Source organism: Enterobacter sp. A8 (assembly GCF_004296595.1).
Taxonomy (GTDB): Bacteria; Pseudomonadota; Gammaproteobacteria; order Enterobacterales; family Enterobacteriaceae; genus Enterobacter; species Enterobacter cloacae.
The window spans coordinates 1,588,388-1,608,132 of the sequence record NZ_SCMF01000001.1 but is presented as its reverse complement, the minus strand read 5'-3'; the positions used below and the strand labels follow the sequence as shown (position 1 = coordinate 1,608,132).

Annotated in this window: 16 protein-coding genes; 12 read left to right on the top strand and 4 right to left on the bottom strand. The window is 59.2% G+C overall.

The genetic code is table 11. From position 1 onward, the window contains the following. Positions 1-19: 19 nt before the first annotated feature. The 10 genes from EQV24_RS07560 (at position 20) to iolB (ending at position 13,143) form a co-directional block, all read left to right on the top strand. Complete coding sequence (locus EQV24_RS07560; protein ID WP_029882251.1) at positions 20-1,525, top strand: CoA-acylating methylmalonate-semialdehyde dehydrogenase; 1,506 nt, start codon at positions 20-22, stop codon at positions 1,523-1,525. 11 nt (positions 1,526-1,536) lie between these two features. Continuing rightward, positions 1,537-3,462: a 3D-(3,5/4)-trihydroxycyclohexane-1,2-dione acylhydrolase (decyclizing) gene (gene iolD / locus EQV24_RS07555; protein WP_130626379.1), complete on the top strand. Its 1,926-nt coding sequence runs from the start codon at positions 1,537-1,539 to the stop codon at positions 3,460-3,462. A gap of 302 nt (positions 3,463-3,764) precedes the next feature. Next, positions 3,765-4,751: an inositol 2-dehydrogenase gene (iolG, locus tag EQV24_RS07550; protein ID WP_013098257.1), complete on the top strand. Its 987-nt coding sequence runs from the start codon at positions 3,765-3,767 to the stop codon at positions 4,749-4,751. A 31-nt stretch (positions 4,752-4,782) separates the two neighbouring features. Continuing rightward, positions 4,783-5,712 (top strand): sugar ABC transporter substrate-binding protein, encoded by a 930-nt coding sequence (locus EQV24_RS07545; RefSeq protein ID WP_013098256.1) that lies wholly within the window; start codon positions 4,783-4,785, stop codon positions 5,710-5,712. 48 nt (positions 5,713-5,760) lie between these two features. Continuing rightward, positions 5,761-7,308 (top strand): sugar ABC transporter ATP-binding protein, encoded by a 1,548-nt coding sequence (locus tag EQV24_RS07540; RefSeq protein WP_013098255.1) that lies wholly within the window; start codon positions 5,761-5,763, stop codon positions 7,306-7,308. 11 nt (positions 7,309-7,319) lie between these two features. Then, positions 7,320-8,348: an ABC transporter permease gene (locus EQV24_RS07535; RefSeq protein ID WP_013098254.1), complete on the top strand. Its 1,029-nt coding sequence runs from the start codon at positions 7,320-7,322 to the stop codon at positions 8,346-8,348. 8 nt (positions 8,349-8,356) lie between these two features. Next, on the top strand, positions 8,357-9,490 hold the full coding sequence (locus EQV24_RS07530; RefSeq protein WP_023620385.1) for a Gfo/Idh/MocA family oxidoreductase: 1,134 nt from the start codon (positions 8,357-8,359) through the stop codon (positions 9,488-9,490). A 12-nt stretch (positions 9,491-9,502) separates the two neighbouring features. Then, positions 9,503-11,407 carry a 5-dehydro-2-deoxygluconokinase gene (iolC, locus tag EQV24_RS07525; RefSeq protein WP_130626378.1) on the top strand — a complete coding sequence of 635 codons (1,905 nt, stop codon included), beginning with the start codon at positions 9,503-9,505 and terminating at the stop codon, positions 11,405-11,407. An 11-nt stretch (positions 11,408-11,418) separates the two neighbouring features. Next, positions 11,419-12,309, top strand: coding sequence for a myo-inosose-2 dehydratase (iolE, locus tag EQV24_RS07520; RefSeq protein ID WP_044789531.1), 891 nt, complete (start codon positions 11,419-11,421; stop codon positions 12,307-12,309). 9 nt (positions 12,310-12,318) lie between these two features. Then, entirely contained in the window at positions 12,319-13,143 is an 825-nt protein-coding gene (gene iolB, locus EQV24_RS07515; RefSeq protein ID WP_058651794.1) for a 5-deoxy-glucuronate isomerase, read from the top strand. A gap of 89 nt (positions 13,144-13,232) precedes the next feature. Here iolB and EQV24_RS07510 read toward each other — a convergent pair whose 3' ends face one another. Continuing rightward, a complete protein-coding gene (locus EQV24_RS07510; RefSeq protein WP_013098249.1) occupies positions 13,233-13,976 on the bottom strand; it encodes an alpha/beta hydrolase in 744 nt (247 codons plus the stop codon). 11 nt (positions 13,977-13,987) lie between these two features. Beyond that, a complete protein-coding gene (locus tag EQV24_RS07505; protein ID WP_013098248.1) occupies positions 13,988-14,449 on the bottom strand; it encodes a DUF6130 family protein in 462 nt (153 codons plus the stop codon). Between the two features lie 212 nt (positions 14,450-14,661). On the opposite strand from EQV24_RS07505, the gene EQV24_RS07500 reads away from it, so the two are divergent. After that, positions 14,662-15,387 (top strand): SDR family oxidoreductase, encoded by a 726-nt coding sequence (locus tag EQV24_RS07500; protein WP_130626377.1) that lies wholly within the window; start codon positions 14,662-14,664, stop codon positions 15,385-15,387. A gap of 31 nt (positions 15,388-15,418) precedes the next feature. Here the strand turns inward: EQV24_RS07500 and EQV24_RS07495 are convergent, their stop codons facing one another. After that, positions 15,419-15,589 carry a YfgG family protein gene (locus tag EQV24_RS07495; RefSeq protein ID WP_038420351.1) on the bottom strand — a complete coding sequence of 57 codons (171 nt, stop codon included), beginning with the start codon at positions 15,587-15,589 and terminating at the stop codon, positions 15,419-15,421. Between the two features lie 369 nt (positions 15,590-15,958). Here EQV24_RS07495 and EQV24_RS07490 point away from each other — a divergent pair, with 369 nt between their 5' ends. Then, a complete protein-coding gene (locus EQV24_RS07490; protein WP_130626376.1) occupies positions 15,959-18,199 on the top strand; it encodes an EAL domain-containing protein in 2,241 nt (746 codons plus the stop codon). Positions 18,200-18,203: 4 nt separating this feature from the next. Here the strand turns inward: EQV24_RS07490 and ppx are convergent, their stop codons facing one another. After that, positions 18,204-19,742: an exopolyphosphatase gene (ppx, locus tag EQV24_RS07485; protein WP_014832869.1), complete on the bottom strand. Its 1,539-nt coding sequence runs from the start codon at positions 19,740-19,742 to the stop codon at positions 18,204-18,206. Positions 19,743-19,745: the final 3 nt, after the last annotated feature.

Genomic DNA, 19,745 nt, shown 5'->3' with positions numbered 1-19,745 from the left:
CAACAGCGAGAGGTTAAGGATGGAGACGGTAGCGAATTTTATTCACGGCGAATGTGTCACCGGTTCAGGCCAGCGCGTTCAGGCGATCTTCAACCCGGCCACCGGCGAGCAGATCCGTCAGGTGGTGATGAGTACGGCACAGGAAACGGAGCAGGCGATTGCCGCCGCGCAGCAGGCGTTTCCGGCGTGGGCGCGTCATTCTCCGCTTAAGCGCGCGCGTGTGATGTTCCGCTTCAAAGCGCTGCTGGAAGAGAATATGGAACGTCTGGCCCGTCTTATCAGCGAAGAGCACGGTAAGGTCTTCTCCGACGCGGTAGGCGAGCTGACCCGTGGCCTGGAAGTGGTGGAGTTCGCCTGTGGCATTCCGCATCTGCAAAAGGGTGAACACTCTGCCAACGTGGGCACCGGTGTGGACAGCCACTCGCTGATGCAGCCGCTCGGCGTCTGCGCCGGGATCACGCCGTTTAACTTCCCGGCGATGGTGCCGATGTGGATGTTCCCGATTGCGCTGGCGACCGGCAATACCTTCGTGCTGAAACCATCAGAAAAAGATCCCTCTCTGGCGCTCGCGCTGGCAAAACTGCTGAAAGAGGCCGGCCTGCCGGACGGCGTGTTTAACGTGGTGCAGGGGGATAAAGAATCCGTTGATGTGCTCCTGACCGACCCGCGCGTGCAGGCCGTGAGCTTTGTTGGCTCTACGCCGATTGCGGAATACATCTACCAGACCGCGTCCGCCCACGGCAAACGCTGTCAGGCGCTGGGTGGGGCGAAAAACCACTGCATTTTAATGCCGGATGCCGACATGGAGATGGCAACCAACGCCATTATGGGCGCGGCCTACGGCGCGGCGGGGGAACGCTGTATGGCGCTTTCAGTGGTACTGGCGGTGGGCGATAAAACCGCCGATGACCTCTGCGCCCGTCTGGAAAAACAGATTGCCGCGCTGCGCGTTGGGCCAGGGCTGGACCAGACGCCAGAAAACGAAATGGGGCCGCTTATCTCCTCCGCGCACCGCAGCAAGGTGCTGGGCTACATCGACAGCGGGGAAGCGCAGGGGGCGAATCTGCGCGTGGACGGCCGCGGCTTTAGCGTGCAGGGTCACGAGAAGGGCTATTTTGTCGGGCCGACGCTGTTCGATAACGTCACCCCGGAGATGACGATCTATAAGGAAGAGATTTTCGGCCCGGTGCTTTCTGTGGTACGCGTAGCAGATTACGCCAGCGCGGTGGATCTGATTAACCGCCATGAATATGGTAATGGTTCAGCCATTTTCACCCGCGACGGCGGCTGCGCGCGCCGCTTCTGCGAAGAGGTGCAGGCGGGCATGGTAGGGGTTAACGTGCCGATCCCGGTGCCGATGGCGTTCCACAGTTTCGGCGGCTGGAAGCGCTCGATTTTTGGCGCACTCAACGTTCACGGTAACGACGGCGTGCGTTTCTACACCCGAATGAAAACCGTCACCGCACGCTGGCCGGAAATGCAGCAGGAGACAGGCGCTGCGTTCTCCATGCCGACGCTGGGCTGACAGGAGGTTTTATGCAAACCGAACGTATGACCATGGCCCAGGCGCTGGTCCGGTTCCTTAATCAACAGTACGTCAGCATTGATGGCATTGAAACACCCTTCGTGGAGGGCGTGGCGACCATTTTTGGTCATGGCAACGTGCTGGGCATCGGCCAGGCGCTGGAACAGGATCCGGGCCATCTGCAGGTAATGCAGGGCTGTAATGAGCAGGGCATCGCCCACATGGCGACGGGATTCGCCAAACAGCATCGCCGTCAGCGCATTTTCGCCGTGACTTCTTCCGTCGGGCCGGGAGCCGCCAATATGATCACCGCGGCGGCAACCGCCACGGCGAACCGTATTCCGCTGCTGCTGCTGCCGGGGGATATCTACGCCAGCCGCCAGCCGGACCCGGTGTTGCAGCAGATCGAGCAGTATCACGATCTCAGCATCAGCACCAACGACTGCTTCCGCCCGGTCTCCCGCTACTGGGACCGCATCAATCGCCCGGAGCAGTTAATGAGCGCCATGTTAAACGCGATGCGAACGCTCACTGACCCCGCAGATACCGGTGCGGTAACCCTTTGCCTGCCGCAGGACGTGCAGGGCGAAGCCTGGGATTACCCGCCGAGCTTCTTCGCGCGTCGCGTGCATCACATCGAGCGTCGACCGCCAGATCCGCAGCGTCTGGCGCAGGCGCAGGCGTTGATTGCGCGCAAACGCCGTCCGCTGGTGGTGTGCGGCGGCGGCGTACGCTACTCCGGCGCGCATGAGGCGTTGCGCGAATTTGTCGAGACGCTGCATCTGCCGTTTGCCGAAACCCAGGCCGGAAAAGGGGCGCTGGTAAGTGACCACCCACTTAATATGGGCGGGGTGGGCGTGACGGGCGGAATGGCCGCCAACCAGCTTGCGCCGCAGGCCGACTTAGTGATTGGCGTGGGGACACGTCTTACCGATTTTACCACCGGCTCCAAGGCGCTCTTTTCCCACCCGGACGTCGAGTTTCTGCTGCTCAACGTGGCCGAGTTTGACGCCCTGAAGCTTGACGCCACCGCGCTGATTGCCGATGCCCGGACCGGACTGCAGGCCTTAACCCACTCGCTCAGGGAGTATCGCAGCGGCTGGGGAGAGGAGATTGCGCAGGCGAAAGCCGCCTGGCATGACGAGTGCCGCCGTCTCTGGGATCGCCAGTGGCGCCCGGACGAGGCACCGGAAGTGGCGGGCCATCTTGATGCCCAGCTGACGGAATATGGCGAGACGCTCAACACCTGCCTGACCCAGACGCGGGTACTGGGGCTGATTAATCAGCATGTTGAAGATAACGCCATCGTGGTTGGCGCAGCCGGTTCGCTGCCGGGAGATTTACAGCGCCTCTGGCAGGTCAAAATGCCTGATACCTATCATCTGGAGTACGGTTACTCCTGCATGGGTTACGAGATTGCGGCGGCGCTTGGCGCGAAGCTTGCCCGACCCGGGCAACCGGTTTACGCCATGGTGGGGGATGGCTCTTACATGATGTTGCACTCCGAGTTGCAAACCGCGGTGCAGGAGGGCATTAAAATCACCGTTCTGCTGTTTGATAACGCCAGCTTTGGCTGCATTAATAACCTGCAGATGGGACATGGAATGGGAAGCTTTGGCACGGAAAATCGCCACCGTAACCCGCAGACCGGGCAGCTTGACGGGCCGCTGGTGAAGGTCGATTTCGCGCAAAACGCGGAAAGCTACGGCTGTCGCGCGTGGCGGGTACATGATGAGCAAAGCCTGCTGGCGGCGCTGGAGGCGTCCCGCGCCCATCCAGGCCCGACGCTGCTGGACATCAAAGTGCTGCCGAAGACCATGACCCACGATTACGCCTCCTGGTGGCGAACCGGCGATGCGCAGGTAGCAGCGTCTACTGCCGTGCGCGAAGCCGCGGCGCAGACGCAGGCGCAGGTGAAAAAAGCTCGTCAGTATTAAGATTTCCCGCCTTAACGAAATTTTCATTTCATTTTTCTTTTTCCCCTCACCCTAACCCTCTCCCACTGGGAGAGGGGATAGTTCGGTGCGGTTTTCCCTCCCTCTCCCTGAGGGAGAGGGCCGGGGTGAGGGGAAGATGTCCTCCCTCCCATGTTGTGAGATTGATAACAAAATTTATCTCATTCATCTCAAAAGTGTTAACCCACACTCAAAAACATAATTTTCACTATTTATAAAAATGAAATAAATGTTTTATTTAAAGGGTCGTTAGTTCACAGCATTCACCAACACCGGGAGCCGTTATGTTTAACATTGCTTTACTGGGCGCTGGCCGAATTGGCCAGGTACATGCAGCTAACATCGCCAGCCACAGCGCGACCACACTCTGGTCCGTGGTTGACCCGAATCAGGAATTTGCCACCCGTCTCGCCACGCAGTATCAGGCCCGCCAGCAGAGCCTGATTGAGGCGATGACCGACCCTGACGTTCATGCCGTGCTGATCGCCTCGGCGACCGATACCCATGCGGACCTGATTGAAATGGCCGCCCGTCATGGCAAAGCCATCTTCTGTGAAAAACCGGTACACCTCGACCTCGCCCGCGTGCGTGACTGCCTGAAAGTAGTCAAAGAGTACGACGTGCCGCTGTTTATCGGCTTTAACCGTCGCTTTGACCCGCAGTTCCGCCGTGTGAAAACCGACGCCCAGGCCGGGCGTATCGGCAAACCGGAATCGCTGCTGATCATCTCCCGCGATCCGTCTCCACCACCGGCGGAGTATGTCCGCGTCTCTGGCGGCATGTTCCGCGATATGACCATTCACGACTTTGATATGGCGCGCTTCATCATGGGTGAAGAGCCGGTGTCAGTGTATGCCCAGGGCAGTAACCTGGTGGATCCGGCGATTGGCGAGGCGGGGGACATCGACACCGCATTTATCGTTCTGAAATATGCCTCCGGCGCAATGGCGACCATCGTCAACAGCCGCCGCTCCTCTTACGGCTACGACCAGCGCCTGGAGCTACACGGTTCTGAAGGGCTGCTCTGCGCGGGCAATATTCTTGAAAATCAGGTGCAGCACTACGGCAAACAGGGCTGCACCAGCGCGCTGCCGGAACACTTCTTCCTGCAGCGCTACAAATCCGCTTACGCCGCGGAATGGGAACACTTTGTTGCGGTATTGCGCGGCGAAGCGGTGCCTGACTGCAGCGGCGATGATGGTGAACGTGCGCTGTACCTCGCGGATAAAGCGCTGGAGTCGCTGCGTAGCCAGCGCGAGATCGTCCTCTAAACACAACCACCCTACACAGAGAGACATAATAATGAAAAAGCTGATCTTAGCCGCCCTCATCGCCATGACGTCCGGGGCCGCCCTCGCCGAAAACGAGCAAATTGTTTTCAGTACGCCAAACCTGGCGATGCCGTTTGAAGTTCACATGCAGCGCACGGCGGTGAAAGCCGCAAAAGAGATGGGCGTCAAGTTGCAGGTGCTGGACGGGCAGGGCAGTTCACCAAAACAGGTGGCTGACCTGGAAAACGCCATCACCCGCGGAGCGCAGGGGTTCATCGTCTCCCCGAACGACGTGAACGCGGTCTCCAGCGCGGTGGATGAAATTCAGGATGCGAAGCTGCCGGTGGTCACCCTTGACCGCTCCGTCGACAGTCAGAAGAAAGTGCCGCACTTTGGTGCCAATAACTACAAAGGCGGCCAGGCGATTGGCGACTTCGTGAAAAGCAAATTCCCCGACGGGGCAGAGATCATTCTGCTCACCGGTCAGCCGGGCTCCTCTTCCAACATCGAACGCACCAAAGGGATCCGCGACAGCCTGAAAGCGGGTGGCGATAAATACAAGATCGTCGCCGATCAGACCGGCAACTGGATGCGTTCTGAAGGGATGCGCATTGTAGAAAGCGTTCTGCCGTCACTGCCGAAACGCCCGCAGGTGATCCTCTCTGCCAACGATGATATGGCGCTGGGGGCGATTGAAGCCCTGCAGAGCCAGGGCGTGAAGCCCGGTGAAATCCTGGTAACCGGCTTTGATGCGGTTCCTGAAGCGCTGGCTCGCGTGCGTGACGGCTGGCTGGCGGTGACTGCGGATCAGCGCCCGGGCTTTGCGGTGCAAACGGCAATGAGCCAGCTGGTGGCCAACGTGCGTGAGAAGAAAGCCATCACCGGCGCGGACTACCCGCCAACGCTTATCACCAAAGAGAACCTGCAGCAGGCTGAGCGTATCGGTGAAGCCGGTAACTAATATGTCCCGAGCCGCCTTTGGCGGCTCATCATGAGGAGGAGCAGACTGATGTCGCAACCCTTACTGAAAGTGACCGAGCTGGCGAAAAGCTTTTCCGGCGTCTGGGCGCTGAGCAATGCCCAGTTGACCGTCGGGCCAGGAGAAATCCACGCCCTGCTGGGGGAAAACGGGGCGGGAAAATCCACGCTGCTGAAGGCGCTTGCGGGCGCGCAGCCGCAAACGCGCGGGGAGATCTGGTTCAACGGCGAAACGCTGCCGGTAGATGACTCCCCGGTGGAACGACAGAACAAGGGCATTATCACCATCTATCAGGAATTTAATCTGCTGCCCAACATGACCGTCGCGGAAAACATGTTCCTTGGGCGTGAGCCGCGCAAGCGGAACCTGATCGTCGATGAAAAAGCGGTAAACCAGGAGGCGCAGGTCATTCTCGATTACCTGCAGCTGAACGTCGCGCCGACCACACCCGTTGCCCGCCTGAGCGTGGCCCAGCAGCAGATGGTCGAGATCGCGAGAGCGCTGACTCTCAACGCCAGGCTGATCATCATGGATGAACCTTCCGCCGCGCTGAGCGACAGCGAAGTAGAAAGCCTGCACCGTGTGGTGCGGGAGCTTAAAAACCGCGGGGTGAGCATTATCTATGTGACGCACCGCCTGCATGAAGTTTTCCAGCTCTGCGACCGTTTCACCGTTTTCCAGGATGGCCGTTTCACCGGCACCGGCGCGGTGGCAGAAACGAACGTAGAGCAGCTGATCCGCCTGATGGTCGGGCGCGACGTGGCGTTTAACCGCCGTCCCGCCAGTGAAACCCATCATGAGGATAAACCCATCCGTCTGGCCGTGAAGGGGCTGAGCCGCGAAAAGCCGCCGCTGGATCCGCACGGTATTGCCCTGCATGACATCAGCTTCCATGTCCACGCGGGTGAGGTGCTGGGCATCGCCGGACTGGTGGGGGCAGGACGCACCGAAGTGGCCCGCTGCCTGTTTGGCGCAGACGCGTTTACCTCTGGCAGCTTTGAGCTTGACGGCGTGCCGTACCAGCCGCGCGACCCGCTGTATGCCCTCGATCAGGGCGTGGCGCTGGTGCCGGAAGATCGCAAAAAAGAGGGGGCGGTGCTGGGGCTGTCGATTCGCGACAACCTGTCGCTCTCCTGCCTTTCGTCACTGCTGCAATGGCGCTGGTTCGTCAATACCCGCAAAGAGGACGATCTGATTGAGTCCTACCGCCAGGCGCTGCAGATCAAGATGGTCAACAGCGCGCAGGAGGTGCGCAAGCTCTCCGGCGGTAACCAGCAAAAAGTGATCCTCGCGCGCTGCATGGCGCTCAACCCGCGGGTGCTGATTGTCGATGAGCCAACGCGTGGCATCGACGTGGGGACCAAATCAGAAGTGCACCAGGTGCTGTTTGACATGGCGAAAAAGGGCGTGGCGGTGATTGTGATCTCCTCCGATCTGCCTGAAGTGATGGCGGTGTCCGACCGGATCATCACCCTGAGCGAAGGCCGGGTCACCGGCGAGATCCACGGCGATGATGCCAACGAAGAGCGGCTGATGACGATGATGGCCATCAACCACAACGCCCTGAACGCGGCATAACGGAGTTTCTCATGACGCAGATGATTTCTAAAACGCAGGCCCCGGTCAAACGCGCCGGACGCATCGATCCCATCGCCTTCTTCGAGCGCTTTGGGGTGCTGATTTTCATGATCCTGCTGCTGATCTTCTTCCAGTCGCAGAACAGCAATTTTTTCTCGGAACGCAACATTTTCAACATCCTGACCGAAGTCTCCATCTACGGGATCATGGCCGTGGGGATGACCTTCGTCATCCTGACCGCCGGGATCGACCTCTCCGTCGGCTCCATTCTGGCGGTGTGCGCCATGACCGCGGCGTACGTGATTAAAGGCGACAACTTTACCACCGTCGACCCGAACGCCTGGGGCGGCATGAGCTGGCTGATAGGGCTGGGGATTTGTCTGGCGATGGGCACGGCGATTGGTTTTCTGCACGGTCTGGGCGTCACCCGCCTGCGTCTGCCGCCGTTCATCGTCACCCTCGGGGGGATGACCATCTGGCGCGGCCTGACCCTGGTGATTAACGACGGCGCGCCAATCGCCGGTTTCGATCAGGGCTACCGCTGGTGGGGACGGGGCGAGCTGCTCGGTATCTCCATTCCGATCTGGATCTTCGCCATCGTCGCCGTTGGCGGTTATCTGGCGCTGCACAAAACCCGCTGGGGGCGCTTCGTTTACGCCATCGGTGGCAACCCGGAGGCGGCGCGTCTGGCGGGTGTGAACGTGAAGCGCGTACTGGTCAGCGTCTATGTGCTGATTGGCTGTCTGGCGGGGCTGGCGGGCTTTATTCTCAGCGCGCGTCTGGGGAGCGCCGAGGCGGTAGCCGGGATCTCCTTTGAATTGCGCGTCATTGCCTCGGTGGTGATTGGCGGCACCTCGCTGATGGGCGGCTACGGACGCATCGGCGGCACCATTATCGGCTCCATCATTATGGGCATTCTGATTAACGGCCTGGTGCTGATGAACGTCTCGGCTTACTACCAGCAGATTATCACCGGGTTAATTATCGTTCTGGCGGTGGCGTTCGACACCTACGCCAAGAGCCGTCGCGGCGCACTGTGAGGATCACGATGAAAGAGGTTCGTATTGGATTAATTGGCACCGGGTATATCGGCAAGGCGCATGCCATCGCTTATGCCCAGGCCCCTACGGTATTCAACCTGCGCGGCAAGCTGGTGCGTGAGATGGTGGCCGAGGTAAACCCGACGCTGGCGGCAGAGCGCGCGCAGGCGTTTGGCTTTAACCGTTCAACGGGAGACTGGCGGGCGCTGGTGGCCGACCCGGCCATTGATGTAGTGGATATTTGCTCGCCCAACCATCTGCATAAAGAGATGGCGCTGGAGGCGATCCGCCACGGCAAGCACGTTTACTCGGAAAAACCGCTGGCGCTGAACGCCCACGACGCGCGTGAGATGGTCGAGGCCGCTAAGCGGGCTGGGGTGAAAACCCTGGTGGGCTTCAACTACATGAAAAACCCTACGGCGCAGCTGGCGAAAGAGATAATCGCCCGCGGCGAAATAGGCGAGGTGATCCACTTCTACGGCACCCACAACGAAGACTACATGGCCGACCCGCTTTCGCCCATTCACTGGCACTGCTTCAAAGAGACTGCCGGGCTGGGGGCGCTGGGCGATCTGGCGGCGCATATCGTCAATATGGCGCAGTACCTGGTGGGGGAGATTGAGCAGGTTTGCGGCGACCTGAAGATTGTGGTCCCGGAACGTCCGGCGAAGGCCGGGTCGTCGGAGATGATTGCCGTCGAAAACGAGGACCAGGCCCACGCGATGGTACGTTTCGCGGGCGGGGCGCAGGGTGTGATTGAAACCTCCCGCGTCGCCTGCGGCCGCAAGATGGGGTTGTCATATGTGATCACCGGAACGAAAGGCGCCATTAGCTTCACTCAGGAGCGCATGGCCGAGCTGAAGCTCTATCTGCATGACGATCCGGTCAACCGTCAGGGATTCCGCACGCTGCTGGTCGGCCCGGCACACCCGGACTACGGCGCGTTCTGTATGGGCGCAGGCCACGGTATTGGCTTTAACGATCAAAAAACGGTGGAAGTGCGTGACCTGGTGGATGGCATTGCCGCCGACGCACCGATGTGGCCGGACTTTGAAGAGGGCTGGAAAGTCTCGCGCGTGCTGGACGCCATCGCACTCTCACACCAGCAAGGCCGCTGGCTGAACGTGAATGACATTGTCTGAAGAGGTATCAACGTGGAAAAGCAGTTTGATGTGATATGCATGGGCCGCGTGGCGGTAGACCTCTACAGTCAGCAGATTGGTGCGCGGCTGGAGGATGTGTCGAGCTTTGCCAAATATCTCGGCGGCTCGTCCGGCAACGTGGCGTACGGCACGGCGCGGCAAGGGTTGCGTTCGTCGATGCTGGCGCGCGTGGGCGACGAGCATATGGGCCGATTCCTGCGCGAAGAGCTAAATCAGGTGGGCTGTGATACCAGCCATCTGATCACCGATAAAACACGCCTCACGGCGCTGGTGCTACTCGGCATTAAAGATCGGGACACCTTTCCTCTGATTTTTTATCGCGATAACTGCGCGGATATGGCCATTACGGCCAGCGATGTGGACGAAAACTACATCGCTTCCGCACGGTGTCTTGCCATCACCGGGACTCACCTTTCTCATCCGCAGACCCGCGAGGCGGTGCTGACGGCGCTGGGCTACGCCCGTCGTCACGGCGTGCGCACGGTGCTGGACATTGATTATCGCCCGGTGCTGTGGGGGCTGACCTCCTTAGGCGACGGCGAAACGCGCTTTATCGCGGCCGATCAGGTCACCCGTGAACTTCAGGAAGTGCTCCACCTCTTCGACGTTATTGTCGGCACCGAGGAGGAGTTCCACATTGCGGGCGGCAGCACGGACACCCTGCAGGCGCTGGCGCAGGTGCGTGCCGTGAGTCAGGCCACGCTGGTCTGCAAACGCGGCGCGCTTGGCTGTTCGGTCTATACCGGTGCCATTCCGGCCCGTCTGGATGACGGCCTGACGGTGACCGGCGTGCGCGTGGAGGTGCTGAACGTCCTCGGTGCGGGCGATGCCTTTATGTCCGGCCTGCTGCGCGGCTACCTGAACGATGAGGGCTGGGAGCAGGCGTGCCACTATGCCAACGCCTGCGGCGCGCTGGTGGTCTCGCGCCACGGCTGCGCCCCGGCGATGCCGAGCAAAATTGAGCTGGATGACTATCTCTCGCGCGCCGCGCTCGTTCCACGCCCGGATCTCGACCCGCGTCTGAACCATCTGCACCGGGTCACCACCCGTCGCCGCGAATGGCCGGAATTGTGCGTAATGGCGTTCGATCACCGCAGCCAGCTTGAAGATATGGCACTGCAGTGCGGGGCGTCGCTCAAACGTATTCCGGCGCTCAAGCAGCTGATCCTGCAGGCCAGCCGCGAGGCGGCGAGCCGTGCCGGGCTGGCAGGCAAAGCGGGCCTGCTGTGTGACGGTACGTTTGGTCAGGACGCGCTCAACGCCATTACCGGTGAAGGGTGGTGGATCGGGCGGCCCATTGAGCTGCCGGGCTCCCGTCCGCTGGAGATGGAGCACGGCAACATTGGCACCCAGCTTATCAGCTGGCCGCAGGAGCATGTGGTGAAGTGCCTGGTCTTTTTCCACCCGGAAGATGCCCACGGCCTGCGCCTGGAGCAGGAGCAGAAAATTGCCGAGGTCTACCACGCTTGCTGCCAGTCCGGGCATGAGCTGCTGCTGGAGGTGATATTGCCCGCCAGCATGCCGCGTAGCGATGAACTTTATCTGCGTGCCATCTCCCGCTTCTACAACCTGGGTATTTACCCGGACTGGTGGAAATTGCCGCCGCTGACGTCCGATGGCTGGACGGCACTGAGCGAGATTATCCAGCGCCGGGATCCGCACTGTCGTGGGGTGGTGATCCTCGGGCTGGATGCGCCTGCCGAGCAGCTGCGTGCCGGGTTTAACGCCGCGGCAGGGCACGAACTGGTGAAAGGATTTGCCGTGGGGCGCACGCTGTTTGGCGAAGCTTCCCGCGCATGGCTGAAACACGATATTGACGATGCGCAGCTGGTGGCGCGCATCCGGGACAATTACCTGCAGCTTATCGCCTGGTGGCGCGAGCGCGGACACGCATAATGGAGACGACAATGAGTGTGCAATTAGGCATTAACCCCCTGACGTGGACTAACGACGATCTGCCTTCCCTTGGTGCCGAAACGCCGCTGGAGACCTGTCTGAGCGAGGGGAAAGAGGCCGGTTTTGCCGGTTTCGAACTGGGCAACAAATTCCCGCGTGAAGCGCGCCTGCTTGGCCCCATTTTGCAGCGCCACGATCTGCAGCTGGTCTCTGGCTGGTACTCCGGCCGCCTGCTGGAGCGCAGCGTGGAAGAGGAGATTGCCGCCGTGCAGTCCCATCTGACGCTGCTGCGTGAGCTGGGGGCAAAGGTGCTGGTATTTGCGGAGGTGAGCGGCTGCATTCACGGCGAGCAGCAGACGCCGGTGCATCTGCGCCCGCGCTTCCCGCAGGCACGCTGGAAAGAGTATGGCGAGAAGCTCACGGAATTTGCCCGCTACACTCAGCAGCAGGGGGTGCAGATTGCCTATCACCACCATATGGGGACGGTGATTGAGTCTGCTGACGACGTGGACAACCTGATGACCCATACCGGCGAAGAGGTCGGGTTGCTGCTGGACACCGGTCACCTGACCTTTGCCGGGGCCGATCCGCTGACGGTGGCGCAGCGCTGGGCGTCGCGCATCAACCACGTTCACTGCAAAGATGTGCGTGCCGACGTGCTGGCAGATGTCAAAAACCGCAAAACCAGCTTCCTCGATGCGGTGCTGAGCGGCGTGTTTACCGTGCCGGGCGACGGTTGCGTGGATTATCCGCCGATCATGCAACTGCTGAAAGCGCAGAATTATCATGGCTGGCTGGTGGTGGAGGCGGAGCAGGATCCTGCGATTGCCCATCCGCTGACCTATGCCCGTCTGGGGTATAACAACCTGAGCCGTCTGGCGCGCGACGCCGGGCTTATCTGAGGAGATGACATGTCACGTCTGCTATCACGCTGGCAACAGCCGAACGCTGAAGGGCGGACCCAGTCCGTCACGCCGGAACGCGCCGGGTGGGGATATGTTGGCTTTGAGGCCTATGAGCTGCAGGAGGGGCAGCAGTTGACGCTGCCCGCCGTCAGCGAAGAGCGCTGTCTGGTGCTGGTGGCCGGGCGCGCCTCCATCAGCACGCCTTCCGCGCAGTTTAACGATATTGGCGAGCGGATGAGCCCGTTCGAGCGCATCAAGCCGTGGGCGGTGTACGTTACCCCGCAGGAGACGGTGCAAGTGAAGGCGCTCACGAAGCTGGAACTGGCGGTTTGTGCCGCTCCGGGTAAAGGTAGCTGGCCGACGCGGCTGATTGCACCGCAGGATATCGACGCTGAAGCGCGCGGCAAAGGCCATAACCAGCGCTATGTGCACAACATTCTGCCGGAAGACAAACCGGCTGACAGCCTGCTGGTGGTGGAGGTCTGGACCAACGAAGGCTGCACCAGCTCGTACCCGAGCCATAAGCACGACACGGATAATCCGCCCCAGGAGACGTATCTGGAGGAGACCTATTACCATCGCCTCAACCCGGATCAGGGGTTCTGCATGCAGCGGGTCTACACTGACGACAGAACGCTGGATGAATGCATGGCGGTCTACAACCGTGACGTGGTGATGGTGCCGAAGGGCTACCACCCGGTGGCAACCCTGGCGGGGTATGACAGCTACTACCTCAACGTGATGGCCGGGCCGGTGCGCAAATGGATGTTCACGTGGGAAGAGGACCACGCGTGGATTAACCGGGATTATCCCGCAGAGAATGGGGGCTGAAGCGGCCTTTCTTGTCGGGTGGCGCTGCGCTGACCCGACCTACGAAACCGTAGGCTCGCGCAAGCACAGCGCCGCTGGTCGAATTGTCTTCAGTGCATCTGCCTCGCCTGCTCAATCGTGCGGGCAATGGCTTCCGGCTGGCTCACCATCGATACGTGGCTCGCCGCGACCTCGGTGGTGTTCGCGTGGATGGCCTTCGCCATCGCGCGTTCAAGCTCAGGATTGATCATCCGGTCGTTCTTGCTTACCACATACCAGCTCGGCTTCGCGTGCCACGCCGCGCGAGTGACTTTTTCGCCAAACGCATCGCCCTTTATTGGCCCCTGTGTGGCGGCGATGATCTGTTGTTCACCCGGTTTCACATCCGGTGCGAAGTCCTTACTGACCGACGCAGGCGGCAGGTATAAAAAGCCGTCCGCGGTTTTTGCGATACCGGCGCTCCCCGGTGGCGCCGGGTAGCTATTCGCCAGCTCTGCCGTTGACTGACCGGCGTCCGGCGCGAACGCCGCCACATACACCAGCGATTTCACCCGCGCATCGTTGCCGGCCTCGCTAATCACGGTGCCGCCCCAGGAGTGACCTACCAGTACCACGTCCCCGTGTGCACGAGCGATGGCGCGCCGGGTGGCTGCTACGTCATCTTTTAGTGAAGTCAGCGGCAGCTGGACGGCTATTACCTCGGTGTGGCGTTTCTGCAAAAGGGAAATCACCTTGTTCCAGCTGCTACCGTCGGCAAATGCGCCATGCACCAGCACCACGCTGGTTTCACTCTGCGCAAAGGCGCTGGCCGACATCGCCAGCAGACCCGCCGTCAGTATCGATAATGTTTTCATCTTCAGGCTCCTCAGAAATGGTGGACCGGCGCATGCGGCGGCACGGTGAATTCAAGGGTTTTATGGTCGAGAGGCTTATGCGTCGGGTCGGCCAGAATAATGGTCACCTTGTGTTTTCCGGCGGGCAGTCCCACCAGAATCACCGGCTCACCGCTGGTGTCCGCCCAGTGCCAGGGTGCGTCATCCACCACAACGTGAATATGGCCGATGCGCGGAGTGACTTTCAGCGCGTCGGGCCCAAAGACAGGTTCAATGCGCAGGTTTTCAACACGGTACTGAATAAAGACGGCACCCTTACTCAGCGGGCCTGCCAGCGGTGGATCGACAATCAGCCTGGCGGGCGGCTGGGGCTGCTCAAGCGGGGCAACGGCAGCCGGACCGTTGACGTCGGCGGCGCTGAGGCCGCTCAGGGGCGCGGCGCAGACGGAAGACGTTAGCGCGAGTAAAGGAAGCAACAGATGCTGGCGAATCATTTTGGTCTCTCCTCGTGGGGTCATGTCACGAGAGACAGCAGACCATTTTTATGTATCGCGTCTGTTTGCTGATGCGGGATTTTTGTATCGATGCGTAAGCCAGATGAGGGAGATACAGTGCGATACATTTCCCCCGGGCATGACGAGAAGTTTGCTGGCATGGTGTCTTCAGGCGCATCCATCGGATGTGGAGATTTCCCGGAGAAAACATCATGAATAGTGAAAAAGTTGCGTTGATTTTCGGCGGCGCACGTGGAATTGGTGCGGCTATAGCGGCACGGCTGGCGAAGGAAGGATATCGCGTTGCCGTGACATGGGTATCACGTCCGGACTGGGCTAATGCACTGGTCTCATCCATTACTGATGCGGGCGGGGTGGCGCTGGCGATTAACGCTGATAGCGCAGATGCAACTGCAATTCAGGCTGCGGTTGATGCCACGATCAACCATTACGGCAGGCTGGATGTTGCCGTAGTGAACGCAGGCGTACTGCGGCTGGGCATGCTTGAGGATTATTCAGTGGACGATCTGGATACCACGCTGTCGGTGAACGTGCGCGGCGTTTTCCTCTCTGTGCAGGCGGCAGTTAAACGAATGAGGGAAGGGGGAAGGGTGATCACCATTGGCAGCAATACCGCTGTGCGAACCGGGCATGCCGGTAGTAGCGTTTATGCGATGAGTAAAGCTGCGGTGGCAGCCATGGTGCAAAACCTGGCGCTGGATCTGGCTCCGAAGCGGATCACAATTAACAATATCCAGCCCGGCCCCATCGCCACGGATATGACGGCCGGAATGGCGGAGCAGATCACTGCACATATCCCTTTAAAACGCATTGGGCAGCCTGAGGAGATCGCATCACTTGCCGCATGGCTTGCTGGAGAAGAGTCTGGATATATGACAGGCGCGAGCCTGACGATTGACGGTGGATTCGTGCTTTAACTGCAGGGGGCAGGGAAGCCCGACATTCTGACTAGCGCACGGGTGCGTCGACCACCAGACCCGTTTGCTGCGACTGGAGTTTGTCCTGATGGTGATACCAGGCACCAATGGAGGAATAAACGAAGCGGCCAAAGAAAAACAGGAAGCTGATTAGCAATATGATGCGGGTCATTCGAGTGTTAAATCGATGTCGTTTTCGCATACGTGTGGCCTGACTCACTGTGTTTTTCCTGGACATACCCTTTTGGGCGACGCGGATATTAAGGCACAGCGGGAAGGGTGGGTCAATTCTGCGATGTGTAAATAACCGTCAACATATACATTAACCGATGTTATTAAAAATAATAATTGCATTTACGATATTGATAACACGAAGAAAATTCACCGGAAAAAAACAGAAGAAAGGAAATTTTGAATTAAATAGTTTGATTTAAGTCAACGGATTCCCCTCAGTGGTATTTAAAATCCCTCCTCCATACTGTTTGCCCCGGGTGTTAGCGGGCAGCACGTACGTCAGGTCGGATGCCTGTCTTCATTTTCCCTCAGGAGAAAGGGGTTTAATCGGGCATCTATGAACACTATTGCTTTCCTGAAACAGAATAAAGACCGCTGGTGGGCGCTGCCGCTTATTTTACCGGTGGTGTTGCTGCCCGTGCTGAGTGCGGCCAATACCCTGACGCAACTGGGCGACGGCATTGTGGCACTCTATTATCTGCCGCTCTTTTTCCTGCTCACCTTAATGCTGTTTTTCGGCGTTGGGGCTATTCCCGGAATAGTGCTGTCGCTGTTTATTCGCTATTACCCGCAAGTTGGGCTGTTTGAAACCATTGCCGGGATCTTCCATTTTATTATTCCCTTAGTGCTGAGTTGGGGCGGTTATCGCGTTTTTGCCCCCAGACGCAATATGACGGCTTACGGCGATATACGGCTGATGGCGCAGCGCATTTTCTGGCAGGTGTTATGTCCGGCAACGCTGTTTCTGGTGCTGTTTCAGTTTGCGGTTTATCTGGGCGTGTATGAGAGTCGCCAGAGCCTGGCGGGGCTGAACCCGCTTAATATTCACACGCTGATCAACTATCAGGCGCTGCTGGTCAGCGGCTTAACGGGCGTACCGCTGAGTTACCTGATAATCCGGCTGATTCGCCATCCGCGTTATTTCAGGGCATTGATTTCACAGAGCCGCGCGCAGATAGATAAAAAGGTGACGCTCATCGAGTTTCTGATCTGGTTGATCATACTGGGCGGGCTGCTGCTGTTGCTGCTGATACCAATGAATGAGAACAGCTCTATCTTCACCACTAACTACACGCTGTCGCTCCTGATGCCGGTGATGCTCTGGGGCGCGATGCGCTTTGGTTACAGGCTGACATCCCTCATCTGGACGCCGGTCCTGCTGGTCTCTATTCACTATTTTTACCGTTATATCCCTGTGAATCAGGGCTACGACATTCAACTGGCGATCACCTCTTCCAGCTACCTGGTCTTCTCGTTTGTGGTGGTCTATATGTCGATGCTGTCGACCCGCCAGCGTGCCGTGAATAAGCGCTCCCGCAGGCTGGCGCTCCTCGACCCGGTTGTCCATATGCCTAACCTGCGGGCGTTGTTACGCGATCTGGCCCGGAACCCGTGGTCGGCGCTCTGTTTACTGCGTATTCCTGAACTGGAAGTGCTGGGCCGAAATTATGGCGTATTGCTGCGAATTTTATACAAACAGCAACTGGCACAGTGGGTTAATGGCACACTCCAGCCCAATGAGCGGGTGTATCACCTTACCGGGTATGATCTGGCAGTGCGACTCAACGCGGAATCTCACCAGCAGCGAATCGAGACGCTGGATGAGCATATCAAACAGTTCCGTTTTATCTGGGATGGCATGCCGCTTCAGCCGCAGGTGGGCATGAGCTACTGCTATGTGCGCTCACCCGTGAACCATCTCTATCTGGTGCTGGGGGAGTTAGGGGTTATTGCCGATCTGTCGCTCTCAACCAACCACCCGGAAAACCTTCAGCAGCGTGGTGCTGTCCATCTGCAGCGCAGCCTTAAGGATAAAATCGCGATGATGAGCCGCCTGCAAAAGGCGCTCGACAACAACGAATTCACCCTGCTGGCGCAGCCCGTTCGTGGCCTGCGTGGCGATCGCTATCATGAAGTGCTGCTGCGGATGCCGGATGCGGACGGCGCGTTACTTACTCCCGATCGGTTCCTGCCCGTCGCTCAGGAGTTTGGCCTGTCGTCGCGGGTCGATTTGTGGGTGCTGGAGCGCACGCTGCGTTTCCTGGCCGAACACCGTGACAGGCTGCCCGGCCAGCGCTTTGCCATTAATCTTGCGCCCTCAACCGTTTGTCGGGTGCAGTTCCCGCTGGAGGTAAGCCGTCTGCTGAATAAATACGCCGTGGAGGCGTGGCAGTTGATCTTCGAGGTGACCGAGTGCAGTACCTTCGGCAGCGCGGAGCAGGCGATGCATACCCTCCGGCAGCTACAAAAAATGGGCGTACGCATTGCGATAGATGATTTTGGTACCGGCTATGCAAGCTATGCGCGGCTGAAAAGCGTGGACGCAGACATCCTCAAGATTGACGGCAGCTTTATTCGCAATATCGTCAGTAACAGCCTAGATTACCAGATTGTGGCCTCTATTTGCCATTTAGCGCGAATGAAAAAGATGCTGGTGGTTGCGGAATATGTGGAGACCGAAGAGATACGTAGCGCGGTTCACGCGCTCGGTATCGACTATGTGCAGGGCTATCTGATAGGTCGGCCGGAGGCACTTGAGTCACTGCTGGAGGCAGAGGCGTCCTTGACGGACGCCTGAGCCGTTACGCCGCGACGTCGGCGCTCTCTTCTTCGATTTTGAGCAGCCAGCCGGTGACCGCTTCCCAGTACTGCTGCTCTTTTTCCAGATCCAGCAGAACCAGCGCATTCTGGCTAAACCAGTCGTGCGGGAAGCTCAGCGTCCAGTGATGGTCATCCGTTTTGAGTTTCAGCGTGGGCGGCGTGGTTGTGGCCTGACGCTGGTTATTCAGCAGCACGCCCAGACGCAGTAGCTGAATCAGCGGCAGGAACTGCTTTTTCTTGAACAGCGTGAAGCGCGGCAGATCGTCGAGCTTAATGGCTTTGCGATGATAGCGCACCAGCGTCGCCATCATGGTTTGCTGCTCCTGGTTGAAGCCCGGCAAATCGCTGTTTTGCAGAATGTAGGCGGAATGACGGTGCATGCCGCTGTGGTTAATGTTCAGCCCCACTTCGTGCAGCATCGCGGCCCATTTCAGCAGGGCGGCAAGCTGCGGATGGGCAAGCTTCGGATTCTGCTCCTGCCACTGATCGTACATCTGAACGGTCGTTTCCAGCACCCGCTTCGCCTGTTCGCGGTCGATGTTGTACTGGTTTGCCAGGCTTTGCGCGGTACGGCTGCGAATATCCTGATGGCGGAAGCGGCCTTCCATCTCATACAGCACGCCTTCACGCAGCGCGCCGTCAGAGAGACGCAGCTCCTTAATGGCCAGGGCATCGAATACGCCGCACAGGATAGCCAGCCCCGGTACAAACACCGCTTTACGCTCGTCGGAAAGACCCGGCAGGCTTAACGCGTCGAAACTTTTATGTTTCAGCACCTCTTCGGTCAGCAACGTCAGGCGTTCGGGGGTGATAAAACCGTCTTTTTCACCCATCGCCAGCAGCACTTCATGGGCCGCTTTGATGGTGCCCGAGGCTCCCAGCGCGACGTTCCAGCCCTGGATACGGTACTGCCAGGCCAGATTTTCCAGCTTCTGAACGGCGGCCATGCGCGCCCGCTGGAAGTTTTCCCGCGAAATCGCACCGCCCGGGAAATACATCTGCGCAAAGCTGACGCAGCCCATACGGCGGCTTTCCACCAGACGCGGTTCAAAGTCTTCGCCAATGACCAGCTCTGTGGAGCCGCCGCCGATATCAATCACCAGCTTGCGGCCTTTTTCCGGCTGCGTGTGCTCAACGCCCATAAAAATCAGACGCGCCTCTTCGTTACCGGAGATGATCTCAATGGGGTAGGGGATCACTTTTTCCGCACGCTTGAGGAATTCAGGGGCATTCAGCGCCTGGCGCAGGGTATGCGTTCCCACAATGCAGACGCTGGAGGGTGAGAAGCCCTGCAGGCGTTCGGCAAACAGCGACAGGCAGTTCAGGCCGCGCTCCATCGCCTCTTCGCTGAGCATGCTGCGTTCATCAAGACCATCTGCCAGGTGTACGCGCTGCTTCAGACGACCGATGATCTGCAGCGCGCCATCCACCTCACGGGCGATGACCATGTGGAAACTGTTAGAACCAAGGTCGACCGCGGCGAATTCCTGTGGTCGTGGGGTCTTATCATTTATCGGCATAGG

Excerpts from the sequence above, each read along its gene's own strand:
- EQV24_RS07560 (WP_029882251.1), top strand. The coding sequence starts at position 20 with ATGGAGACGGTAGCGAATTTTATTCACGGCGAATGTGTCACCGGTTCA.
- iolD (WP_130626379.1), top strand. The coding sequence starts at position 1,537 with ATGCAAACCGAACGTATGACCATGGCCCAGGCGCTGGTCCGGTTCCTT.
- iolG (WP_013098257.1), top strand. The coding sequence starts at position 3,765 with ATGTTTAACATTGCTTTACTGGGCGCTGGCCGAATTGGCCAGGTACAT.
- EQV24_RS07545 (WP_013098256.1), top strand. The coding sequence starts at position 4,783 with ATGAAAAAGCTGATCTTAGCCGCCCTCATCGCCATGACGTCCGGGGCC.
- EQV24_RS07540 (WP_013098255.1), top strand. The coding sequence starts at position 5,761 with ATGTCGCAACCCTTACTGAAAGTGACCGAGCTGGCGAAAAGCTTTTCC.
- EQV24_RS07535 (WP_013098254.1), top strand. The coding sequence starts at position 7,320 with ATGACGCAGATGATTTCTAAAACGCAGGCCCCGGTCAAACGCGCCGGA.
- EQV24_RS07530 (WP_023620385.1), top strand. The coding sequence starts at position 8,357 with ATGAAAGAGGTTCGTATTGGATTAATTGGCACCGGGTATATCGGCAAG.
- iolE (WP_044789531.1), top strand. The coding sequence starts at position 11,419 with ATGAGTGTGCAATTAGGCATTAACCCCCTGACGTGGACTAACGACGAT.
- iolB (WP_058651794.1), top strand. The coding sequence starts at position 12,319 with ATGTCACGTCTGCTATCACGCTGGCAACAGCCGAACGCTGAAGGGCGG.
- EQV24_RS07510 (WP_013098249.1), bottom strand. The coding sequence starts at position 13,976 with ATGAAAACATTATCGATACTGACGGCGGGTCTGCTGGCGATGTCGGCC.
- EQV24_RS07505 (WP_013098248.1), bottom strand. The coding sequence starts at position 14,449 with ATGATTCGCCAGCATCTGTTGCTTCCTTTACTCGCGCTAACGTCTTCC.
- EQV24_RS07500 (WP_130626377.1), top strand. The coding sequence starts at position 14,662 with ATGAATAGTGAAAAAGTTGCGTTGATTTTCGGCGGCGCACGTGGAATT.
- EQV24_RS07495 (WP_038420351.1), bottom strand. The coding sequence starts at position 15,589 with ATGCGAAAACGACATCGATTTAACACTCGAATGACCCGCATCATATTG.
- EQV24_RS07490 (WP_130626376.1), top strand. The coding sequence starts at position 15,959 with ATGAACACTATTGCTTTCCTGAAACAGAATAAAGACCGCTGGTGGGCG.
- ppx (WP_014832869.1), bottom strand. The coding sequence starts at position 19,742 with ATGCCGATAAATGATAAGACCCCACGACCACAGGAATTCGCCGCGGTC.